The sequence below is a fragment of the Paenibacillus cookii genome, from assembly GCF_018333375.1.
Taxonomy (GTDB): domain Bacteria; phylum Bacillota; class Bacilli; order Paenibacillales; family Paenibacillaceae; genus Paenibacillus_AQ; species Paenibacillus_AQ cookii.
Genome location: NZ_BORW01000001.1, coordinates 30,853 through 53,379, shown reverse-complemented (window position 1 = coordinate 53,379; position 22,527 = coordinate 30,853). Strand labels below are relative to the sequence as shown.

Sequence of the window (22,527 nt, the reverse complement as noted above, 5' to 3'; positions counted from 1 at the left end):
GTTGCTTAATGAATATCAATGCTTCGGAGCCCAAAACGCATACGGAGGACCACAAATACGACCACGTCCAATCCGTATTCGAAAGCATCGCTCACAAGTACGACATCATGAACGACATTTTAAGTTTCCGCAGGCATAAGGCCTGGCGCAAATTTACGATGAAGAAGATGGCGATGAAACCCGGGGATACGGCCATCGACCTGTGCTGCGGTACATGCGACTGGACGCTCAGCATGGCTGAGGCCAGCCGGACCGGCCAAGTGGTGGGACTTGATTTTAGCCCCAACATGCTGAAGGTAGGGGAAAGCAAGGTCCGGGCCAAACATCTCGAAAACCAGATTACGCTGGTGCAGGGGAATGCGATGGAGCTGCCGTTCGAGGATAACCGGTTCGATTATGCGACGATCGGTTTCGGCCTTCGGAACGTGCCGGATCTGGTGCAGGTGCTCCAGGAAATGAAACGCGTGGTCAAACCCGGCGGCATGGTCGTTTGCTTGGAATTGTCCAAGCCGACATGGCAGCCGTTCAAGAGCATTTATTATTTTTATTTTCAAAAGGTACTGCCTAATCTGGGCAAACTTTTCGCCAAAAGATACGAGCAGTACAAGTGGCTGCCGGATTCGCTTGCGCTTTTTCCCGGAAGGGAGGAGCTGGCGTCGATATTCCGGGACGTCGGGTTACAGCATGTCAAGGCCTATCCCCTGACTGGCGGCATCGCGGCACTACATATTGGGATTAAGGAGAATCGGCATGTTTAAGAAAATCGGCGTTTTTTTGGAAATGATCAAAATCGAACATACATTGTTCGCACTTCCCTTTGCGTTTATGGGGGCCATTTTGGGATCGGTGGCCGTAAACGGCCATCTGCCTTCATGGGCGCAAATCGGCTGGATATTGATGGCCATGTTCGGGGCGCGGAGCGCCGCATTCGGTTTGAACCGGATGATCGACCAAGTCATCGATAAAAAGAACCCCCGCACGGCCGGGCGGGCGATTCCCGCAGGGCTTCTCAAAACGGCCGAAGTCATCGTGTTTACGATCGTTTGTTTCGTATTGTTGTTCTGGGCGGCGTTCGAATTGTCCCCGCTTGCCGTAAAGCTGCTTCCGATCGCGGTCTTTTTCCTTGTTTTTTATTCTTACACGAAGCGCTTTACATGGCTCTGCCATTTGATTCTCGGGCTTACGATCGCGCTGGCTCCGCTGGGCGGCTGGGTGGCCGTGACGAACAGCATCGACTGGACGGCGCTTTTGCTTTACGTTTCCGTCGCGTTCTGGACGGCGGGTTTCGACGTGATTTACGCGATTCAGGACATGGAATTCGATAAAAAGGAAGGGCTGTTCTCCATTCCTGCCCGCTTCGGCCTGCACGGGTCGTTGAAAATCGCAAGATATTTTCATATGGTCACGGCCGCAGGTTTTATCATCCTCTTTTTTGCGACGGATTTGAGCTGGTGGTATTTCGCCGGGATGGTCATTTCTTATTTTATCCTATTCTATGAACATTTCATTTTGTCGCCAAATGATATGAGCAAGCTGCAGACCTCGTTTTTCACCATGAACAGCGTGCTTAGTATCGTTGTTTTTGTCTTTACGCTGATTGACTTGGTGGTGCAGTTCCATTGATCGATGCGAAAAAACGGGGCTGGGTCGTCGGAATCACGGGAGCTAGCGGCTCCGTTTATGGCGTACGCCTGGTCGAAGCTCTTTTGAATGAAAATTATCCGGTTCATTTGGTCGTTTCCAATGCGGGCTGGCGGGTCCTTGGCGAGGAACTCGGGTGGAACGCGGCAAGGCGGGAGCAGGCGCTGCAGGACAAATTCGGCGGGCTTCCGGGCAAGCTGACGTACCATGCGATCGCGGACATCGGCGCGACCATTGCAAGCGGCTCCTACCAGGTCGAAGGCATGGTGATCGTTCCGTGTTCCATGGGCACGTTGTCCGCGGTGGCCAGCGGCGCCTCCGACAATCTGATGACGCGGGCGGCGGACGTCATGCTGAAGGAAGGGCGACCGCTCGTCCTGGTGCCGCGGGAAACGCCTTTGCATGCCATCCATCTGGAAAATATGCTGAAGCTTGCCCGGCTCGGAGTGAAAATGATTCCGGCCATGCCGGCTTTTTATTTTCATCCCGAAACGATCGACGATCTGGTCGATTTTCAGGTAGGCAAAATATTGGACAGCCTGCGGATCGAACATCGGCTGTTTACCCGCTGGGACGGCGGGCAGGCCGCGCACAAGCGGGAAAAACCCTGAATCCGGTACAGTGTCATCTGCGTATGAACTGTGCTATGATGAACTAAAACTGGTTATTGCATGAAAACAACTCGAATTCTGCTGCTGCAAAAGGGAAATGCGGATTGAGAATACGCTGACACGGGTGAAGGAATGAAAAGATTAGACATATTCGGCTTACTGAAAAAAGATATGAACTACATTGAAAACGAGCTCTTTCGCAGCATCGAAGGAGAGCATCAGCTGCTGAACGAAACGTCCATGCATCTGCTGAAGGCGGGAGGCAAACGGCTGCGTCCCGTGTTCGTGCTGATGGGGGGGAAGTTCGGAAACTACGACTTGGAAAAGCTTAAGCACGTGGCGGTGCCGCTGGAGCTGATCCATATGGCCTCTCTCGTTCATGACGACGTGATCGATGACGCGGATACCCGCCGCGGGGAGTTGACGGTCAAGTCCAAATGGGACAACCGGATCGCGATGTACACCGGCGACTATATCTATGCCCGGGCTCTCATGATCGCAGCGCAGCTGGAAAAACCGCAAATTCATCAAATCCTGTCCAAAGCGATGGTCGAAATGTCCATCGGCGAAATGGAGCAGATCCGCGACTTTTTCAATACCGAGCAAAGCGTGCGCCGCTACCTGCTGCGGATTCGCCGCAAAACCGCCCTTCTGATCGCGGTCAGCTGCCAGCTCGGAGCCGTGGCTTCCGACGCGGATGAGAAGGTGTCCAATTTGCTGTACCGTTACGGATACAACGTCGGCATGGCCTTTCAAATCCAGGATGACCTGCTGGACCTGTGCGGGACGGAAAAACAGATCGGCAAACCTCCGGGAAGCGACATCCGGCAGGGGAACATTACGCTGCCGGTCATTTTTGCCCTCCAGGACGAAGAGCTGAAGGCTCCCCTGCTCAGGGAAATCGGCTATATCCGCGAACGCAACGGGGAATGCGACGTGACCGGGGCCATTCAGATGATCAAGTCCAGCAGCGGCATTTCGCGGGCCGAAGCCTTGGCGGATCGTTACATAAAAAAAGCGCTTGGCGCGCTGGAGCGCCTCCCGGATAACCGGACGAAGAAAAATTTGAGGGACATCGCCCATTTCGTGACCAAACGCTCTTATTGAAGCACCTTGCCGCCTTCCATTGCAGGTATGACGAAGTTAATATCAGTCTGATTTTATATATTGTAAGATTGCCATACTTAACCTTACGACTTGAGTCAAAATAGGAGAGTGAGTTTATGGAACGAACTTTTTTAATGGTCAAGCCAGACGGAGTACAACGTGGTTTAATCGGCAAAATCATCGCAAGACTGGAAGACAAAGGGTTCAAAATGGTGGCAGGCAAGCTGGTGCAAGTGTCGCAGGAACAGGCGAAACGCCATTACGCCGAACATGAAGGCAAGGATTTTTACGATAACCTGGTCAACTTTATTACTTCCGGCCCCGTCTTCGCCATGGTATGGGAAGGCGACGACATTATCGCCCTGTCGCGGATGTTGATGGGGAAAACGAACGTGAAGGAAGCGCAGCCGGGCACCATCCGCGGCGATTACGCTTCGCACACCCCGCATAATCTGATCCACGGTTCCGATTCCCCGGAAAGCAGCGCGCGCGAGATCGCGAATTTTTTTGAAGCGCACGAACTGGTGGAATACGACAAGACCATCTCGCCGTGGACGTAAAACAGCCGTATCCGCCGACCGGGGGGGAATCTGCCGGAATTTCCCTGCCGGACCGTGATTATATGATGTTCATCGAAAACGTAAAGAAAAGCACCGGCATCGATCTGTCGGAATATAAGGAAGCGCAAATGAAACGCCGTTTGACCACGCTCCGCGTTAAAAACGGTTACACGAGTTTCGCCGCTTTTTTCGAGGCTTTTTCCAAGGACAAATCCTTGTTTTATGAATTTTTGGACCGGATGACGATCAATGTATCCGAATTTTGGCGCAACCCGAACCGCTGGGAGGTTTTGCGGGACATCATCCTTCCCGAGCTGGCCGGCGGAAGTCCGCGGGGGCTTAAGGTTTGGAGCGCTGCCTGTTCCACGGGGGAGGAACCGTATACGCTTGCGATGATCCTCGACGGCAAAGGCCTGCTGGATGCGTCCAAGCTGGTTGCGACCGACATCGATGAAGGCGCTTTGGCCAAAGCCAAGCAGGGGCTTTACATGGAGCGATCCCTCAAGGATGTGCCGCAGGACGTCGCCGCCCGCTATTTTACGCAGGATGGAGCCCTGTTCAAATTCAGCGAGCTGCTGAAAAAGAAGGTCGAGTTCCGCAAGCAAAACCTGCTGCTTGACCCGTTCGAAAAGGGACATGACTTGATCGTCTGCCGGAATGTCATGATTTATTTTACGGAGGAAGCCAAATCCAAGCTGTACCACAAATTCGCGGAAGCCCTCCGCCCGGGCGGGTATTTGTTCGTCGGCAGCACGGAGCAAATTTTTTCGCCGGGACAATACGGGCTCGAGCCGACCGAAACGTTTTTTTACCGGAAAAAAGGCTGACGTTCCAGAACAGGTATAATGAAGGCCGGTTCAAACCGATACTATGATTGACATGGGAACTCACAAAAGTGGAGGTTCGTATCATTCATGGACAAACGCCAGGTCATTACCGCGTACCGCCGCGGGTTTATTACGATTCAGGAATGCGGGCAAATTCTGGGCATCGAAGATATCCGGCTAAGCCGGATGGTGCGGGATTCCGTGGAAAACCTGGAGAACGCCCCGAAGCCCGCCGGCAGACTCACCGCAAACGGCAGCAGCGCAGAATAAGACGCCGACCCTTGATTTCAAAGGGCCGGCTTTTTTTGTATGCGGATTTACAGGCAACAGATTACCGTGATCATGCTCTGGCGGCAAATTTTGAATCAACGCGTGACAGGGCCTACCGTTAAATATTATAATGGGCAAAGATATCATCGGATTTTAGCCGTTTACCGTTTAACAGTTTAAAGGGGGAAAGCAACATGAGTATTTCTAACTTCATCGCAAGCGGAGTGTTGCGAATATGAGAACGGTACATGTGGATTTGGGAGAACGCTCGTACCCGATTTATATCGGCACCGGCCTGCTGCCGCAGGCGGGATCGTTTCTGGTCAAACACGGCTTGTCCGTCAAAAGCCCGCATCTGATCGTCACCGACGACAAGGTCGCCCCGCATCATCTGGATACGCTGAAGTCAACGCTCGAGAAAGCCGGCTTTCGCCTGGTCGTCTCGGTGGTGAAATCGGGCGAAAGCTCCAAATCGCTGCAGGTGTTCGAGGAAGTCATGACTTCGGCCATCCAAGGCGGCTTGGACCGCAAATCTTCGGTCATTGCCCTCGGCGGCGGCGTCGTCGGGGACTTGGCGGGTTTCGTGGCCGCGACCTATATGCGCGGCATCGCATTCATTCAAATGCCGACCACGGTGCTGGCCCATGACAGCAGCGTCGGGGGCAAGGTGGCCGTGAACCATCCGCTGGCGAAAAACATGATCGGCGCCTTCCATCAGCCCGAGTTCGTGCTGTACGACCTCGACACGTTGATGACGCTGCCTCCGCGCGAAGTGTCGGCGGGTTTGGCGGAGATGGTCAAACACGGGCTCATCCGGGATGCCGCATTCGCCTACTGGTGCAGAGACTATGCGCAGGAACTGCTTTCGCTCGACCGGGAGGCGCTGGGGTACGGTCTCGAACGCGGGGTGGCCATTAAGGCGGAGGTGGTGTCCCAGGACGAGCGCGAAGGCGGTCTGCGGGCCATATTGAACCTTGGCCATACGATCGGCCATGCCATTGAGGCGGTTGCCGGGTACGGCGAATTCCTTCACGGCGAAGCCATTTCGATCGGGATGGCCGGCTCGGCCCTGTTGGCCGAGGCGCTCGGCCGCGGCACAGGGCTGTACGAAGACACGACGGCCATGCTGAAAGCGTTGAATTTGCCGGTCATTTTGCCCGACCATTTGGGCGAAGACGAGCTGATGGCAGCAATGATGCATGACAAAAAGTTCAAGGAAAACACGATGGTATTCATCGTACCGGATGCCATCGGCTCCGTCAGCATCGTGAAGGATATTCCGCAACAGCTGGTCAGAGATATCCTGAAGCAGCTTAGAAAAGGAGGAAAAGCCAATGTGTAACAGAGGGATAAGGGGCGCCACGACCGTCCGGCATAACGACGAGCGCGAAATTCTCGACGAGACCGTCGTTCTGATGCGCGAAATCGTCGAGCGGAACCAAATCGATCCCGAAGATATTTGCAGCGTGTGGATCACGCTTACCCAGGATCTGGACGCGGCCTTCCCGGCCAAAGCGATCCGGGAGCTCGAAGGCTGGGAGATGGTGCCCTTGATGTGTTCCGTGGAGGTGCCGGTGAAGGGCAGCCTTCCGCGCTGCATCCGGCTGATGGTACAGGTGAACACCGAAAAAAGCCAACGCGAAATGAAACACGTGTATTTGAACGAGGCCCAAAGATTGCGCCCGGATCTGGCGGCTCCCAAATCCTAACTTTTTTTGGAAGGATGCTTGCCAGGACAGGTTTCATCCTGTATAGTGTAGGTTAACGGTTCGGGCAACAGGGAATCCTTTGCAGGAACCGAAACAGGATTGAACCGGGATGGAGATTCCGGTTAATCATGAGACGAGTAGAGTTTAGTTGAGCTGAGTTGAGTATAGAAGAGCCGAGTCCATATGAATCGCAACTTGGAACGTGTCGGGCATTCGTTTTAACGCCCCTTGAAGGTTTTTTGCCCGATTGCAGGCAATAGATCCGCAAGGCGCCGTTGAAGCCGATCTGCTGACGGACCCCTCTTTCCATATACTTAATGAACGTCAAACCCTCTACTTCGGTAGAGGGTTTTTTGCTGTCCAACATCAAAAAACTCGATTCGCTGCTGACATGAAGTCCTTACAACCTGAAGGAGGGAATATGGCCAATGATGAATCCGGGCGTTGAACAGGTTTTGAAGCTGTCCCGCGAATACAATTTGATCCCCGTCGTAAAAAGGCTGCTTGCCGACATGGAAACCCCGATCCGCATTTTCCAGCGGTACGCCGGGCGCGACTGCGCGTTTTTGCTCGAAAGCGTGGAGGGCGGCAGCAGATGGGCGCGATATTCGTTTATCGGCACCGATCCGTTTATGATGATTTACGGCAAAAAGGGCGAAATCGTGCTGGAGCGCCAAGGGAGCAAGGAAACGATGAAGGGCAGGCCGGTGGAAGAGCTGAAGCAGCTGCTTCGCCGGTACCGCAGCCCGAAGCACGATGAGCTGCCGCCGTTTACGGGCGGGGCGATCGGATTTTTCGGATACGATCTGCTGCAATATTACGAGAAACTGCCGGCGCATGCGGTGGATGACCTGGGCATGGACGACATCCGGTTTATGTTCTGCGATTCGGTCATCGTATTCGATCACGTGAAACAGCAGATTTTGCTGGTAGGCAACGTGCATGTCAACCCGGGCGACACGGATGAAGACATCCGCCGCAAATACGCGGAGCTCGACGGGAAGCTGGACCGAATCGCGGAGCAGCTGCAAAGCCATGGGCCGCGGGAGAACGTGAACGGTCGTCCGATTCCGGCAGACATCCCGCTGGGCGACATCAAATCGAACATGACCAAGGAGCAATATATGGCAAACGTGGAGCGCGCCCAGGAATATATACGGGCAGGGGACATTTTTCAGGTGGTGCTGTCCCAGCGCTTCCACATCGAAACCGAAGTTTCCCCGCTGCATGTATACCGGGTGCTGCGGACGTTGAATCCGTCGCCTTACATGTACTACTTGAAAATGCATGAGGAGATCATCGTCGGCACGTCGCCGGAAGCGCTGGTCAAGGTCGAAGGCGACCGCGTGGAGACAAGGCCGATTGCGGGGACGCGCCCGCGGGGGAGCGACGAGCACGAAGACGAACGGCTGGCGCGGGAGCTCCTGGCGGACGAGAAGGAACGCGCCGAACATTTGATGCTCGTCGATTTGGGACGCAACGATCTGGGGCGCGTCTCGAAGTTCGGAACGGTCAAATGCGACATGTTCATGGAAATCGAACGGTACTCCCACGTCATGCATATGGTCTCGAACGTTTCCGGCACGCTTCGCGACGATAAGGACTTTTTTGACGCTTTCCTTTCCTGCCTGCCGGCCGGAACCGTCTCCGGCGCTCCGAAGCTGCGGGCCATGGAGATCATCGCCGAACTGGAGCGGGAAGCCAGGGGAGCTTATGCGGGAGCGATCGGGTATCTCGGATTTAACGCCAATATGGATTCCTGCATCACGATCCGGACGATCATTTTCCGCAAAGGAAAAGCGTTCGTTCAGGCCGGGGCGGGCATCGTGTGGGATTCGGTGCCCGAGAGGGAGTACGAAGAAACGCTCAACAAGGCGAAAGCCCTGCTGAAGTCGATACGCGTGGCCGAAGCGATGTTCCCGCAGGCCGATCAGGCGATGCCGGAGCAGCTGAATCAGGATTATTTTTATGAATATACGCCATAAACCCGAAGGAGGAGATGAGGTATGAGTACGGGCGGATTTATCCCTGCATGCTTAAACCGGTTGATCGAAGGGCGCGATTTGACGCGCGAGGAAGCGCGGCAGCTGATGTCGTCCATTATGGAAGGCAGCGTGACGCAATCGCAGATCGGCGCGGTGCTGATGGCGCTGCGGATCAAAGGCGAAACGGTCGATGAGATTACGGGCTTCGCGGAAGCGATGCGGAACGTGGCCAGCACGGTCAAGGCGGACAACGAAAAGCTGCTGGACACCTGCGGAACGGGCGGGTCGGGCATCCACAAATTCAATATTTCCACGGCGTCAGCCATCATCTCTTCCGCGGCTTCGGTGCGCGTGGCCAAACACGGAAACCGTTCGGCCTCCGGACGCGCCGGCAGCGCGGACGTGCTCGAAGCGCTCGGGGTGAATATTCATCTGAGCAGCGAGCAGGCGAAACGCTGCCTTGATGAAATCGGCATTTGCTTCTTGTTCGCGCAGCTGTACCATCCGTCCATGAAACATGCGGCGGTGCCGCGGAAGGAGCTTGGGGTCCGGACGGTGTTCAACATGCTGGGGCCGCTGACGAACCCGGCCGGAGCGGATCGGCAGCTGCTCGGGATCTACGACCGCAACCGGACGGAAACGATCGCGGAGGTGCTTCGCGAGCTTGGCTCCAAACGGGCGCTTGTCGTAACCAGCCACGACGGGCTGGACGAAATCAGCATTTCGGCGCCGACCCAGGTCTCGGAGCTGCGGGACGGCGTGGTGCGGACCTACCAAATCCACCCCCACGATCTCGGTCTCGATGTGCATCCGCTGGAGGCCGTTCTGGGCGGGGACGCGTTGCAAAACGCCAGGATCGTCGAGTCCGTGCTTCAAGGCGAACGAAGCCCGTACAGGGACGTTGTGCTCGCCAACGCCGGAGCATGCATTTATGTGGCCGGCCTTGCGGACAGCATCGCCGAAGGCGTTCATGCCGCCGCGAAAGCGATCGATAACGGAAGTGCTTATGCTAAATTGCAGCAATTGATTCAAATGACGGGAGAGCTGAGTTATGTATCTTGATCGAATTGTCGTGACGAAACGGGAGGAAGCAGCCAAGCTGGCGGAACGTTTATCGGTAGACCATGCGCTGCAAGCCATTGCGAACATGCCCGCGACCAAAGGTTTTGCGCGGGCGCTGACGGCCGGGAGAAAGCGGGACATGGGGCTCATCGCGGAAGTGAAGAAGGCATCCCCTTCCAAAGGGCTGATCCGCCCCGATTTCGATCCGGTCCGGATCGCGCTTGATTATGAAGAAGCGGGAGCGGACTGCCTGTCGGTCCTGACCGACGAGCCGTATTTTCAGGGCAAAGGGGAGTATTTGCAGGCGGTGCGCGAGGCCGTGAGCCTGCCGCTGCTCCGGAAGGATTTTATCATCGACGAGCTTCAAATTTATGAAGCCCGGCTGCTCGGCGCCGACGCGATCCTGCTGATCGCGGCCATTCTGACGCCTGAACAGATTTCATCGTATATGAGAACGGCGGCCTCCATAGGCCTCGATTCGCTGATCGAGGTGCACAGCGAGGAAGAGATGAAGCAGGTGCTTCGGCTTGACCTTGCGGACGGAGCGTTGATCGGCATCAACAACCGCAATTTGCATACGTTCGAAACCTCGTTGACAACCACCGAGACGCTGAGCAAGCTGGTACCGGACAGCGTGCCCGTCATCAGCGAAAGCGGCATTTCCGGGGTGAGCGACATGGAGTTCCTGAAGAATACCGGGGCGACAGGCGTTCTTATCGGGGAGTATTTCATGCGCCAGCAGGACGTGCGGGCTGCGGTCCGGGATTTGATGGGCCCCGTTACGGAGGAAGGCGGCGTTTACCGAACATGAACAAAACGATGGTAAAAATTTGTGGACTTCAAAGCGTTGAAGTGCTAAAATCTATGAATAACCTGCCGATCGATTATATCGGCTTCGTATTTGCCAAAAGCCGGCGGCAAGTGACGCCCGGCGCGGCAGCCGAGATGGCCGAAACCGCCAAGGCTTGGGAGGGGTTTCCCGCCCCGCGCACCGTAGGCGTATTCGTCAATCCGGACATGGAGCGGCTTGAGGACGTCATGTCCCGCGTCGCGCTGGACGTAATCCAGCTTCACGGACAGGAAAGCCCAGATTTTTGCCGGGAGGTCAAAAACCGTTTTCAAGCGGAGTTGTTCAAAGTCGTCTCCGTCGAGCCCCAGCACCGATCGGACGGGAATCCGATCCTTATTCAGGACTATGCAGGGGCGGTCGACGCGCTGCTGCTGGATACGTTCGAACCCCAATACGGCGGCGGATCGGGGACCACATTTGCTTGGGATAAAATCCCCGCATATCAAAAATGGACCCGGAAGCAGGGAATTCCGCTGCTGGTGGCAGGGGGGCTGAACGCTTCCAACGTCGCGGGTTTGGTCCGGGATTATGCGCCGGACGGCGTCGACGTATCCAGCGGCGTGGAAACGAACGGAACGAAAGATCTCGAAAAAATTGCAGCTTTTGTGGAAAGGGTGAAGCAGGCATGATTCAATTACCGGATCAAAATGGACGTTTTGGCGAATTCGGAGGACGGTTCGTTCCGGAAACGCTGATGAATGCACTCATAGAGCTCGAGGAAGCTTATCATCGTTATGCGGAGGATCCTTCCTTCCAGGAGGAGCTTTCCTATCTGTTGAAGCAGTACTCGGGACGGGAAACCCCGCTATATTACGCGGAGCGGCTGAGCAAACATCTGGGCAAGGCCAAAATTTATCTGAAACGCGAGGACCTGAACCATACGGGGGCGCATAAGATCAACAACGCGCTGGCGCAGGGCGTACTCGCGAAACGCATGGGCAAAAACAAGGTGATCGCCGAAACGGGAGCCGGCCAGCACGGGGTGGCCACGGCGACCGTCGCCGCGCTGCTCGGCATGGAATGCAAAGTGTTCATGGGCGAGGAAGATACGAAGCGCCAAGCATTAAACGTATTCCGGATGCAGCTTCTCGGGGCCGAAGTCGTACCGGTGACCTCGGGATCGCGGACGCTGAAGGATGCCGGCAACGAGGCGCTCCGGTATTGGGTGAGCAACGTGGACGACACCTTTTACATTTTGGGTTCCGCCGTCGGGCCGCACCCGTATCCGATGATGGTGCGCAACTTCCAGCGGATCATCGGGGACGAGACTCGCCGCCAGATTTTAGAAGCCGAAGGGCGCCTTCCGGATCATGTCGTCGCGGCCATCGGCGGCGGCAGCAATGCCATCGGCATGTTTTATCCGTTCATCGAGGACAAGGGCGTGGCGCTGATCGGGGTTGAAGCTGCGGGCAAAGGCGTCGAAACCGCTTTTCATGCGGCAACCATGAGCAAAGGGACCAAAGGGGTGTTCCAAGGTTCGATGAGTTATTTGCTCCAGGATTCATTCGGACAGGTTCAGGAGGCATTTTCGATCTCTGCGGGCCTGGACTATCCGGGCGTCGGACCCGAGCATTCGTATTTGAAGGATATCGAACGGGCCAAATACGTGCCGGTTACGGACCAGGAGGCGCTTGACGCGCTGCAGCTGCTGTGCCGTACCGAAGGAATCATCCCGGCGCTGGAATCCGCGCACGCGATCGCGCAGGTGGTCAAAATGGCGCCAAGCCTCGGCAGCGAAGACCTCGTCGTCATTTGCTTATCCGGGCGCGGGGATAAAGACGTTGAATCCATTATGGCGTACACGGGAGGGAAACAGGCATGAACTTGATCGACCAAACCTTTTCCAGATTAAAGGAAGCGCGGGAGACCGCCTTGATCCCTTTCCTGACCATCGGCGATCCCGATGTGGAGACGTCGGTGGAGATCATCGCCCAATTGGAAGCGGCCGGAGCGGATATCGTCGAGCTGGGCGTCCCTTATTCCGACCCTCTGGCCGACGGACCCGTCATTCAGCGCGCTTCCCAGCGGGCTTTGAAGCATCAGGTCAACATCAGATCCTGCATGGAAGCCGCCGTCAAAGCGCGCAGCGCCGGGGTAAAGCTTCCTTTCATCCTTTTTACGTATTACAATCCCGTGCTGCAGTTCGGCTTGGACCGGTTTTTCGATGAGGTGAAGAAACATGACATCAGCGGTCTGATCATACCGGATCTGCCGGTGGAGGAATCGGCGGAACTGCTTCGCCGGGCGGAAGCCGCGGAGATCCATGTCATCCCGCTCGTGGCGCCGACCTCGAAGGAAAGAATCAAGAGCATCGTGGCGGGGGCCAAAGGGTTCATCTATTGCGTTTCTTCGCTGGGCGTGACGGGGGAACGGTCCAGTTTCTATGAAGGCGTCGAGGAGTTCATCGGCCAGGTCAAAGAATTTACGGACACGCCGGTCGCCATCGGTTTCGGAATCTCGAACAGGGAACAGGCCGAGCGTTTCTCGCGCATCTGCGACGGCGTCGTCGTAGGCAGCGCCATCGTGCGAACCATCGAAGAATCCATCCCCCTTCTGCAAAATGCGGACACTCGCCAAGATGGCCTCTTGCAAATACGCAAGTTTGTGTCACAATTAAAAGCATAAATTTGCTGAAAGTGAGTGGTTATTGTGAGACCTAAATCCCAAATTGGAAATCTTCCCGTGTATCAGCCCGGAAAACCGATCGAAGACGTCAAACGGGAACTCGGCTTGGACGAAGTCGTCAAGCTGGCGTCCAACGAAAACCCGTACGGCGCATCGCCCAAAGCAAAAGAAGCTATCGTGGCCGAGCTTGAACATATCAGCCTTTATCCGGACGGAGGCGCCGTCGAGCTGACTTCCGACCTTGCGAAGCACCTCGGCGTGAATACCGACCAAATCATTTTCGGCTGCGGCTCCGACGAGATCATCGCATTGATCTCCAGGGCATTTTACGTGCCGGGCGACGAAACGATCATGGCCGACCAAACGTTCTCCGTGTACAAGAGCAACGCGGATATCGAAGGGGCGGTCACCGTTGAAGTGCCGCTCGTGGACGGGAAACATGATTTGGATGCGATGCTGGCCAAGGTCAACGATCGCACGAAAATCATTTGGGTGTGCAACCCGAACAATCCTACCGGCACGCTTCTTTCGGAGCAGGAGGTCACGGCTTTCCTCGAGAAAGTGCCTTCGAACGTCATGGTCGTCCTTGACGAAGCTTATTTCGAGTACGTGACGGATCCTTCTTACCCGAACGGCATCCGATATATCGAAAAGTATCCGAACGTCGTCGTTTTGCGCACGTTCTCCAAAATTTACGGTTTGGCGTCGCTGCGCATCGGATACGGCGTCGCCCAGCCGGAGGTCATTCGTTTGATCAATCAGGTACGTGAACCGTTTAACACGACGCGCGTGGCTCAGGCCGCGGCGAAAGCGGCTTTGAAGGATCAGGATTACATTGCCAAATGCCGTGCGGCGAATCGGGCCGGCATCGAACAGATCCAGGCCGAATTCGACCGCCTTGGACTCGATTATTTCCCGGCTCACGGCAATTTCATCATGGTGGACGTGCGCAAGCCGGCCGGAGAAGTTTTCGAAGCCATGCTCCGCAAGGGCGTGATCATCCGGGCAGGCCACAGCAAATATCCGACCCATATCCGGGTGAGCGTAGGCACTCCAGAACAAAATAAAGCATTTATTCATGCCCTTGAGCAGGTCTTAAACGCGGAAACAGCTCATGTGCAATAGGATGCGAACAATGAAGTGAGGTACCATGACGACGAAAATCGCTATTTTCGGAGTGGGACTGATCGGCGGCTCCCTGGCCCTTTGCTTTAAAGGCAAGCCGGGGATTACCGTCGTGGGCCATGCCCACCGTCCCGCATCCGCGGATAAATATATAAGCCGCGGCGTTGTCGACCAGGCCACGCTGTCGATCGAGGAAGCGGCACTTGATGCCGACTTCATTTTTTTGTGCGTGCCTGTCGGCAATCTCGACGAATACTTGACGAAACTCAGCGCTTTGCCATTAAAAAAAGGCTGCATCATCACCGACGTCGGCAGCACGAAGGCCAGCATCGCGCTTGCCGCCGAGAAACTGGCTCTGGAGGACGTTTATTTCATCGGCGGCCATCCGATGGCCGGCTCGGAACGCTCGGGGGTCGAAGCGGCGACGCCGCTTTTGTTCGAAAACGCCTACTACGTGTTGACGCCGCCGCCGGGTTTGCCTGAAGAAGTGTATGACTCGCTGGTCCACCTTCTCAGCTACACGCGGGCGCAGATCGTAAAAGTCGATCCCGTGGAGCATGACCGCATCGTGGGGGCGATCAGCCATCTTCCGCATGTCATCGCTGTTGCGCTCGTCAACCAGGTGTGCGACTACAACAAGGACAATCCGTTGTACCGGCAGCTTGCGGCCGGCGGATTCCGGGACATTACGCGGATCGCCTCGAGCGATCCGATCATTTGGCGCGACATTTTATTGAATAACCGGGACGTCATGCTGCAGATGCTTTCGGATTGGAACAACGGTATTTCGGCATTCGTCAACCTGCTGAAGCAGGAGGACGGGGAAGGGATCGTACAAGCCTTCGCCAAAGCGAACGACTTCCGGAGCGAGCTCCCGGAGCGCCGCAAAGGAATGATCGCTTCGACGTTCGACCTGTATATCGACGTTCCCGACCATCCGGGCATTATCGGCAAAATCACGACCATCCTCGGGGAAAACCATATCAACCTCAGCAATATCCAAATTATCGAAAGCAGGGAGGATGTGCCGGGCATCATGCGGCTGTCTTTCCGCCAGGAAAGCGATATGGAGCGGGCCAAAGAACTGCTGAACAACACGGATTACAGCATTTCGCTGTAATCCGGTTTTTTTCTTTTTCTACGGGCGGAAAAAACGTCTCAAAACGTGATGTACGGTACAATTTTTTCTTTATTTATAGCTTTTGAAATGAAGTTTGAATATAGGGTTGACAAAATGAAAACGGATACATATAATAAAAGTACAGTATGGTTTCTCTCCACTCCTATCCAAATAAATGGTTGTTCCGAAGTGAACAACGGACCGCGAATGATTCGCGGTCTTTTTTTTGTTTTTCTGCTAACCCCATGATTGTCCAAAGCGTTTTACATATCGTGAGCGGGTGTGGGAGTTTTGATCGGCTCGGTCGCGGCGAGGTTAAACGTGGTTTGCTTTTTTGGCCGAAAGCTGTTTCCGAAAAAAATATGTATGTTCTAGTAACATTTTGCGAGGTTGTTCCGTCTATTGATATATTGGAATCATTTTTTATTCGGCAGAATTCCGGTTTCGGCGGGGGAAACGGACAATTTGCGCGCGGCTTTCCTGACGGTTATACTTGAATGTGCTACAATGATAGTGATAGTTTTGTAGAATCGTTGGGGAATTTGCCAATACATAGTGTTTGCGTGTCATGGACCGCCGACAACAAATATCGACCGCAACTTTTCGGATCCTGTTCGGTACTTATATACGACTGAATCGAACGGGGAGGTTTTGTACGGGCGAGGAGGTTACATAAAAATGACGGATTCCCAAATGATTAGGGAAATCAAGAAGGGCAACGTCGAGCTCTTCTCCGAATTAATGCGCCGTTATCAACGGAAAATTTTGGCTTTTGTTTACCATATGCTTCGAAGCTCCCACATGGAGCTCATGGCCGAGGACTTATGCTCCGAGACATTCTATAAGGCATTTCGCAGCCTGCATTCCTTCCGGGAAGTGGATGCATCCTTTTCGACCTGGTTGTATACGATCGCACGGAACACCGTGCTCAGCGAGCTGAGAAAACAAAAGGGCGCCCATGTTCCGATCGAGGAAAGCGGGGTGACGCCCGTTGCGCCGGCGGAGATTGCTCCGGAACAAGCCGTTTTGCGGAATGAGAAGGTGGAGCTTGTGCGCGAGGCCATCAACAATTTGCCGGAGAAACAGCGGTCTGCCTTGATCCTTCGGGAATATGACCAGCTCGACTATCAGGAGATCGCCGATATATTAGGACAAAGCGTCAGTTCGGTCAAATCCTTGCTGTTCAGAGCCCGATCCAGCGTGAAGGTACAGCTGGAACCGTATTTTTATGAGCAAAACTATGAACAATACGAAGGGATGAAAAGCAGATGACTTGCGATGAGGCTCAAGAATTATTCGGGCTGATATCGGATTTGAATGAAAATGATCCCAGATGGCGGCAGCTGGAAATGCACATGACGACCTGCAGCGATTGCGCGGCGGAATTCGATTTGTGGATGGAAAGCCACAGCTACATTTTGGAATTGCAGGAGGAAGCCTCCGAAGAAAAAGCGGAGGAGATCAACCGGAACGTCATGGACCGGATTTACCGGGAATCCCCGTGGCTCATTCCGGACAAGGGCAAGCCGTTTGACGTGCCTGCGGCGACGAGGAAACGGTTGTCGTTATGGATTACCGGCTTCGTGATGGTGTTCCTGTGCAGCGCGCTTTATTTCCTGCTTATGGATAAGCCGCAACCGAAGGAAACCGCCGACGCCGCGACGGGCATATTGCCGACGGGGATTGCCGGCAGCGCGGAATTAAGCCGTTTCAGCTACAATATTCCGGCAACGAACAGCGGGATCATCGAACCGTTTGTCGTCAGCATGGGACCGACGCATCCGCAATATTGGATGATTTTATCGGTGCTGGGCGTTGCGATGGCCCTGCTGTCGCTGCGGCGGCTGAGCCAAATGCGCAAATAAAGCGTTTGGATGCGCGAGAAGGCCGCGCGAAATCCGGAATATGCCTTTTCGCAGCCCTGAAGCAGCAGCGAGGCATTGGCGGACGGCGCGAGCGCCGAACGGATTTTCCCGCTTTTCCGCTTATAACATTTATACCGCTCGTTTTTCTTCATGCCAAAGAATAACTTGGACTTTCGTTCGGGTTATTTTTTTTGTTTTTGCCGAATAAAAATTGTAATAATTCCCATAATGGTAGTAAAACGGCGAGGCGATCAGAGATGAATTTAGCGGATATGCTGACATATGCCGACATCGGCCAGCTGACGACCATTGCGGAGCATTACGAATGCGAGTGCAAGCGGAATTCCAAACATGAACTGATCCAGAGCATTTTGGTTATGCTAAACCGTAGGGAATTTATCGAGCAGCAGGTCAGCAGCAGTTCGGCAAAAGATTTGCGTTTTCTCAACACCCTTTTGTTTGACGGCCGCGGCTCCTACAGCCTGGAAGAACTGCTGGCCATCATCGGGCAAACCGCTTTTGATGCCGATCCTTCGGACAAGCAGCAGAAGGCGGAAAGTCCGCGCGAAGCCATCGCCAGGTATAAGCGAAGCGGGTGGCTGTTCAACGGCACGACCCAAAGCACGAGATTCCTGTTTCAGATGCCGAACGATTTAAAGGAAAGGTTCAGGCAGGAACTCGGCGCCATGCTTCGCAACCGGGTCAGGCGGTCCGGAGAACCCGGGGCCTACCGTGAGGAACAAAACTTGTATGCGGAGGATCTGCTGTTATTTTTGCGGTATGTCCGCGATCAGGAAATCGAGCTTAACCAGGAAGCGGCCATGTATCGCCGCCAGCAGCAGCAGGTCATGGACATGCTTCACGTAAGCGAACCTTTGGTCACGAAAGGCGGGTGGCGTTTCGGATACGGAAGATCATTCACCTCTTACCCGAGCCGGTTTGCTTTGCTGTACGATTTTGCATCCTATCAGGAGTACATTGCCGAAGAGGGAGGGCGCTTGCGCTTAACCCCGAAGGGAACGGAAATGATAGACGGCGGAATGAAAGAAAGCATGGTGCAAATTTTCCGTTTCTGGTTAAGGCTATATAAACAAGCGATCCCCAACCTGACTTCCCTGGTTTACTGGACAAGCGAATGCGCCAAGGAATGGGTGACCGTCTCATCGCTGCATCAGGCGATCGGCTGGTTGATCAAACCTTATTACTACGACACCGCGGAATCGATTCTCAATGAGCGGATTTTGAAGATGATGCTTCATTTGGGACTGCTGCGGATCGGAGAAAGCCAAGAGCAAGGAGCCGTGGTCCAGATGACCGCTTGGGGACTGAAACTTGCGGGGAAAAGCTCCGTTTTAGGCGGAGGGAATGCTTCTTTCGTCCATTGACAAAAGCTTGTAAAAGTTGTTAAAATCACTCCCAAAGTTAGGAGTGATGAGAAATGTTATTGCGTTACGGTCAGCATATGCCGAAGCTGCAGCCTTCCGTTTACGTGGCCGAAGGTGCCAAAATCATCGGGGACGTTCAGATCGGAGCGGACTCGAGCGTATGGTTCAATGCCGTTCTCAGAGGCGACATGGCGCCGATCGTGATCGGTGAGCGATGCAACATTCAAGACGGAGCCGTCGGACATGTGAATACGGGTGAGCCGCTCATCGTCGCTGACGACGTATCCGTTGGACATTCCGCCATCATTCACGGATGTACGATAGGTAAAGGTACATTAATCGGCATGGGGGCCATTGTACTGAACGGTGCCGAAATTGGAGAATATGCTTTAATAGGTGCAGGCAGTCTCGTTACTGAAAACAAAAAAATCCCACCCTATACGCTATCCCTCGGTTCTCCAGCAAGAGTGGTCCGCGAATTGACGGAAGCGGATTTGCAGCGAATGTACCGCACGACTCAAAACTATGTGGAGAAGGGGAAAGAGTATAGGATGTTCTAAACAATGTTTGGAGGTGCATCCTATGGATAAAATGAAAGCTACGTATGAAGTCATGTTGGGGCTTGCTGCTGAAATGGTATGGGACGAAGCGTTGCGCAAACATCGGAGCGAGGAGCTCTATCGCGAAATCGATCGGGCGCTGGCTACCGGAGACGAATCGGCTTTCCGTAATCTAACGGATGAACTGAGGTTGTTGAATTAAACCGAGCGCATGATATTCGATCTATGCGACCGGCGTGGAAGGCAAGTTGGTTCCACCCTAAAAGCCCGTCACAAAAAGAAATGCAGGCAGCTTTCCGTTCGGGAACGCGGGACGTTTACCCGAGCGGAGAGACCGGCGTTTCTTTTTTTCTTCAGCCGAGGCATAATATGAAATATAATGGAGAAAAATGATGGAAGGGTGAAACGAATGAAATTCAGCGAAGTGGACGAGTCGTCTTGGGGGGAACTGCAGCCCTATTTTGACACTTGTCTCATTCCCTATACGGGATTGACCGGGAACGAAAGCCCGGTCGAAGCCACGGCAGCCCTTGAACGTCTAAGGGATTTCATGGACCTGGTCGAAATTCCGTTTAAGGGAAGAATGATTACATATCCTGCATTCCAATACGGATTGCAGCGGGAAATGTCGCTTTTGAACGAAGTGTGCCGCAACGTGAAACAGGCGGGCTTCAAACATGTCGTCATCATGTCGGCGGACTGCAGCCTCCCGGCAAGCGATCTGCCGGAAGCCGATTTGATCTTGGCGCGACCAGCGATAGAAGCCGAGAGCGGGAAAGAATTGGCCGGTATCGTGCAGGGAGAAATTCATAAATTATGGAATTCCGGAACCGAAATGCAATTGTGACAGAAATTCAACAATTTAATTGGTTAATTCTTCAACTGTAGAATAAAAAGATCTGGTTATTCTTGACGGTCTTATAAGGCTAATATATTATTATTATGTCCTAGTAAGTCGTGTGATGATAATCATTGAAAGCACTTAAAGAATTGGTTGACAAAGGGGGTTGAAGACATTATGAGCAACCAAAATGACCACCATGAACCATCTGAGAAACCACCCGGGCGTAAAGAAATGTCCCGTCGACAATTTCTTGCTTATACTTTAGGTGGTGCAACCGCATTTATGGCAATGGGCCCAGTGCTCCCGATGGTGCGGTTTGCAGTTGATCCGATTCTGCATAAAAAAGGTGAAGGCGAATTCATTAAGGTCGTGGAAGAAAGCAAAATTACGGACGAGCCTCAGGAATTCTCTTTTGAACTCCAACAGCAGGATGGATGGTACGCGAGCAAGGCTACATTGACGGCCTGGATCCGTAAGGATGAGCAAGGGAAAATCTATGCGCTGTCCCCGATCTGTAAGCACCTGGGGTGCACGGTCGGCTGGAACAACGACAAAAATTTCCCTGACGAGTATCACTGCCCATGCCATGGCGCACGTTACAACAAACTCGGCAAGAACTTGGCTGTAGCGCCTAAACCACTCGATACGTATAAACTGAAATTGCAGGACGGTTGGGTGTATTTGGGGCAAGTAGAGCCAAATACTGAAGTGAAATAGGAGGCGTAGATTCGGATGTTTAAGAGTGTCTACAACTGGATTGATGAACGTCTTGATGTCACGCCGATTTGGAGAGACGTTGCTGACCACGAAGTGCCTGAGCATGTTAACCCGGCGCATCATTTCTCCGCATTCGTATACTGCTTTGGCGGATTGACGTTTTTTATCACGGTCATTCAAATCCTGTCAGGGATGTTCCTGACCATGTATTATGTACCGGACATCATCAACGCGTACAACAGCGTCGAGTACCTGCAAACGCAGGTGGCGTTCGGCCAAATCGTGCGCGGTATGCACCACTGGGGCGCGAGCCTGGTTATCGTCATGATGTTCTTACATACTATGCGCGTGTTCTTCACGGGTTCTTACAAAGCGCCGCGTGAAATGAACTGGGTCGTTGGTATGCTTCTGTTCTTTGTTATGCTGGGTCTGGGCCTTACCGGTTACCTGCTTCCTTGGGATAACAAAGCTTACTTCGCTACGAAGGTTACGCTCGAAATCGCGAATTCCGTTCCTTGGCTCGGGCCAATCATCAAGGAATTCCTGCAGGGCGGTACCATCGTAGGCGCGGAAACGCTGACACGGTTCTTCGCGCTTCATGTATTCTTCCTCCCGGCCGTATTGCTCGTACTGATGGTGGGACATTTCATCATGATCCGCAGACAGGGCATTTCCGGTCCACTATAATAAGAAGGGAGGAATATCGATGGCACACGGGAAAAATTCGAAAGAAAAAGTTGTGTACGTAGGAGACTCCCGCGTTAAAAAGGGCGCAGGGTTCGTCACTCCTCCGGACTACACCGCGTATCCGGGCAAATCGGAAGCGTTCATCCCTAACTTTCTGCTGAAAGAATGGATGGTCGGCGTTGTCGTGCTTGTCGGATTCTTGGTACTTACCATCGCAGAGCCTGCTCCGCTGTGGTTCCCGGCGAATCCAAGCGCTTCGATCATTCCGATGCCGGACTGGTACTTCTTGTTCCTGTATCAGTACTTGAAGATGCCATACGCATCCGGCGATTACATCGTGCTCGGAACGATTGGCGTGACGGGCGTTGCCTTCGGTTCGCTGCTGCTTGCTCCGTTCCTTGATACGGGCAAAGAGCGCCGCTTCTATCGCAGACCGATCGCTTCGTCGCTTATGATTCTTTCTTTGATTGCGTGCGTATACCTGACGAACAGCGCCTGGACTCATTACAAAGCCGAGCTGGCTGAAACGGGCCAAGTCCCTGAAAACATCCAGCGCGAAGAAAAAGCGGCAGAAAACAGAGCCAAAGGCCTTCCAACGACAAGCGGCAATCAACAACAAGAAATTGCGATCGTCGATAAAGAAAATCCGGCGATGGAATCCTTCAAAAAAGCGGGCTGCATTTCTTGCCACGCTGCCGATTTGAAGGGTGCCAGCGGACCATCGCTGCGTGGCGTCGGCGACAAACATGATAAAGCAGCCATCCTCAAAATCATCAAAGAAGGTTACGAAGGCAAAATGCCGGCGATGTACGACAGTGCAATCGCGGCAGGCCTGACGGACAAAGACATTGACAATTTGGCGGATTGGCTCTCCAAACAAAAGGCTGAAGCAAAATAAGCCGAAATATGTGATCCAAAAACCTGATCGTGAAAGCGGTCAGGTTTTTTTGGAAAAAAACGGCGAAAGGAGGACCGCC

The 22,527-nt window shown here is 53.8% G+C and carries 26 protein-coding genes; all 26 read left to right on the top strand.

What is annotated here, in order from left to right; all coding sequences use genetic code 11:
* Positions 1-8: 8 nt before the first annotated feature.
* Positions 9-758 carry a demethylmenaquinone methyltransferase gene (locus KI367_RS00290; RefSeq protein ID WP_212946824.1) on the top strand — a complete coding sequence of 250 codons (750 nt, stop codon included), beginning with the start codon at positions 9-11 and terminating at the stop codon, positions 756-758.
* Positions 751-1,623 (top strand): UbiA-like polyprenyltransferase, encoded by an 873-nt coding sequence (locus KI367_RS00285; protein ID WP_212946822.1) that lies wholly within the window; start codon positions 751-753, stop codon positions 1,621-1,623. The genes KI367_RS00290 and KI367_RS00285 overlap by 8 nt, the downstream gene beginning before the upstream one ends.
* The gene (locus KI367_RS00280) at positions 1,620-2,252 is read left to right on the top strand and encodes a UbiX family flavin prenyltransferase (RefSeq protein ID WP_212946820.1); all 633 of its coding nucleotides are present in this window, start codon (positions 1,620-1,622) and stop codon (positions 2,250-2,252) included. The genes KI367_RS00285 and KI367_RS00280 overlap by 4 nt, the downstream gene beginning before the upstream one ends.
* 132 nt (positions 2,253-2,384) lie before the next feature.
* On the top strand, positions 2,385-3,359 hold the full coding sequence (locus tag KI367_RS00275) for a polyprenyl synthetase family protein (RefSeq protein ID WP_036710023.1): 975 nt from the start codon (positions 2,385-2,387) through the stop codon (positions 3,357-3,359).
* Positions 3,360-3,475: 116 nt separating this feature from the next.
* Positions 3,476-3,919, top strand: coding sequence for a nucleoside-diphosphate kinase (gene ndk, locus KI367_RS00270; RefSeq protein WP_036710027.1), 444 nt, complete (start codon positions 3,476-3,478; stop codon positions 3,917-3,919).
* A gap of 62 nt (positions 3,920-3,981) precedes the next feature.
* The gene (locus tag KI367_RS00265) at positions 3,982-4,746 is read left to right on the top strand and encodes a CheR family methyltransferase (protein ID WP_052147000.1); all 765 of its coding nucleotides are present in this window, start codon (positions 3,982-3,984) and stop codon (positions 4,744-4,746) included.
* 87 nt (positions 4,747-4,833) lie between these two features.
* The gene (locus tag KI367_RS00260) at positions 4,834-5,016 is read left to right on the top strand and encodes a hypothetical protein (RefSeq protein ID WP_036710030.1); all 183 of its coding nucleotides are present in this window, start codon (positions 4,834-4,836) and stop codon (positions 5,014-5,016) included.
* 235 nt (positions 5,017-5,251) lie between these two features.
* Positions 5,252-6,358 carry a 3-dehydroquinate synthase gene (gene aroB / locus KI367_RS00255; RefSeq protein WP_212946819.1) on the top strand — a complete coding sequence of 369 codons (1,107 nt, stop codon included), beginning with the start codon at positions 5,252-5,254 and terminating at the stop codon, positions 6,356-6,358.
* Positions 6,351-6,725: a chorismate mutase gene (gene aroH, locus KI367_RS00250; protein WP_212946817.1), complete on the top strand. Its 375-nt coding sequence runs from the start codon at positions 6,351-6,353 to the stop codon at positions 6,723-6,725. Before aroB ends, aroH begins: the two co-directional genes overlap by 8 nt.
* 428 nt (positions 6,726-7,153) lie before the next feature.
* Entirely contained in the window at positions 7,154-8,710 is a 1,557-nt protein-coding gene (trpE, locus tag KI367_RS00245; RefSeq protein WP_212946816.1) for an anthranilate synthase component I, read from the top strand.
* Positions 8,711-8,731: 21 nt separating this feature from the next.
* On the top strand, positions 8,732-9,772 hold the full coding sequence (trpD, locus tag KI367_RS00240) for an anthranilate phosphoribosyltransferase (protein ID WP_212946814.1): 1,041 nt from the start codon (positions 8,732-8,734) through the stop codon (positions 9,770-9,772).
* On the top strand, positions 9,762-10,583 hold the full coding sequence (trpC, locus tag KI367_RS00235; protein ID WP_212946813.1) for an indole-3-glycerol phosphate synthase TrpC: 822 nt from the start codon (positions 9,762-9,764) through the stop codon (positions 10,581-10,583). The genes trpD and trpC overlap by 11 nt, the downstream gene beginning before the upstream one ends.
* Positions 10,580-11,251 carry a phosphoribosylanthranilate isomerase gene (locus KI367_RS00230; RefSeq protein WP_212946812.1) on the top strand — a complete coding sequence of 224 codons (672 nt, stop codon included), beginning with the start codon at positions 10,580-10,582 and terminating at the stop codon, positions 11,249-11,251. Before trpC ends, KI367_RS00230 begins: the two co-directional genes overlap by 4 nt.
* Positions 11,248-12,444: a tryptophan synthase subunit beta gene (trpB, locus tag KI367_RS00225; RefSeq protein WP_212946810.1), complete on the top strand. Its 1,197-nt coding sequence runs from the start codon at positions 11,248-11,250 to the stop codon at positions 12,442-12,444. Before KI367_RS00230 ends, trpB begins: the two co-directional genes overlap by 4 nt.
* Positions 12,441-13,247, top strand: coding sequence for a tryptophan synthase subunit alpha (gene trpA / locus KI367_RS00220; RefSeq protein WP_212946809.1), 807 nt, complete (start codon positions 12,441-12,443; stop codon positions 13,245-13,247). The genes trpB and trpA overlap by 4 nt, the downstream gene beginning before the upstream one ends.
* Positions 13,248-13,271: 24 nt before the next feature.
* Positions 13,272-14,372 carry a histidinol-phosphate transaminase gene (gene hisC, locus KI367_RS00215; RefSeq protein WP_036710040.1) on the top strand — a complete coding sequence of 367 codons (1,101 nt, stop codon included), beginning with the start codon at positions 13,272-13,274 and terminating at the stop codon, positions 14,370-14,372.
* A gap of 25 nt (positions 14,373-14,397) precedes the next feature.
* Complete coding sequence (locus tag KI367_RS00210; protein WP_036710042.1) at positions 14,398-15,492, top strand: prephenate dehydrogenase; 1,095 nt, start codon at positions 14,398-14,400, stop codon at positions 15,490-15,492.
* Positions 15,493-16,170: 678 nt separating this feature from the next.
* Positions 16,171-16,764, top strand: coding sequence for an RNA polymerase sigma factor (locus KI367_RS00205; protein ID WP_036710045.1), 594 nt, complete (start codon positions 16,171-16,173; stop codon positions 16,762-16,764).
* Positions 16,761-17,357, top strand: a complete 597-nt coding sequence (locus KI367_RS00200; RefSeq protein WP_212946807.1) for an anti-sigma factor — start codon at positions 16,761-16,763, stop codon at positions 17,355-17,357. The genes KI367_RS00205 and KI367_RS00200 overlap by 4 nt, the downstream gene beginning before the upstream one ends.
* 257 nt (positions 17,358-17,614) lie before the next feature.
* Positions 17,615-18,742: a hypothetical protein gene (locus tag KI367_RS00195; RefSeq protein WP_212946806.1), complete on the top strand. Its 1,128-nt coding sequence runs from the start codon at positions 17,615-17,617 to the stop codon at positions 18,740-18,742.
* Between the two features lie 53 nt (positions 18,743-18,795).
* Positions 18,796-19,302 carry a gamma carbonic anhydrase family protein gene (locus tag KI367_RS00190; protein ID WP_212946801.1) on the top strand — a complete coding sequence of 169 codons (507 nt, stop codon included), beginning with the start codon at positions 18,796-18,798 and terminating at the stop codon, positions 19,300-19,302.
* Positions 19,303-19,324: 22 nt separating this feature from the next.
* Positions 19,325-19,504 carry an IDEAL domain-containing protein gene (locus KI367_RS00185; protein WP_036710053.1) on the top strand — a complete coding sequence of 60 codons (180 nt, stop codon included), beginning with the start codon at positions 19,325-19,327 and terminating at the stop codon, positions 19,502-19,504.
* 207 nt (positions 19,505-19,711) lie between these two features.
* Positions 19,712-20,149, top strand: coding sequence for a DUF2487 family protein (locus tag KI367_RS00180; protein WP_212946799.1), 438 nt, complete (start codon positions 19,712-19,714; stop codon positions 20,147-20,149).
* A 171-nt stretch (positions 20,150-20,320) separates the two neighbouring features.
* Positions 20,321-20,863, top strand: a complete 543-nt coding sequence (locus KI367_RS00175; RefSeq protein WP_212946797.1) for a Rieske (2Fe-2S) protein — start codon at positions 20,321-20,323, stop codon at positions 20,861-20,863.
* A 15-nt stretch (positions 20,864-20,878) separates the two neighbouring features.
* Positions 20,879-21,550 (top strand): menaquinol-cytochrome c reductase cytochrome b subunit, encoded by a 672-nt coding sequence (qcrB, locus tag KI367_RS00170; RefSeq protein WP_212946792.1) that lies wholly within the window; start codon positions 20,879-20,881, stop codon positions 21,548-21,550.
* Between the two features lie 19 nt (positions 21,551-21,569).
* Entirely contained in the window at positions 21,570-22,448 is an 879-nt protein-coding gene (locus tag KI367_RS00165) for a menaquinol-cytochrome c reductase cytochrome b/c subunit (protein ID WP_036710063.1), read from the top strand.
* Positions 22,449-22,527 lie beyond the last annotated feature (79 nt).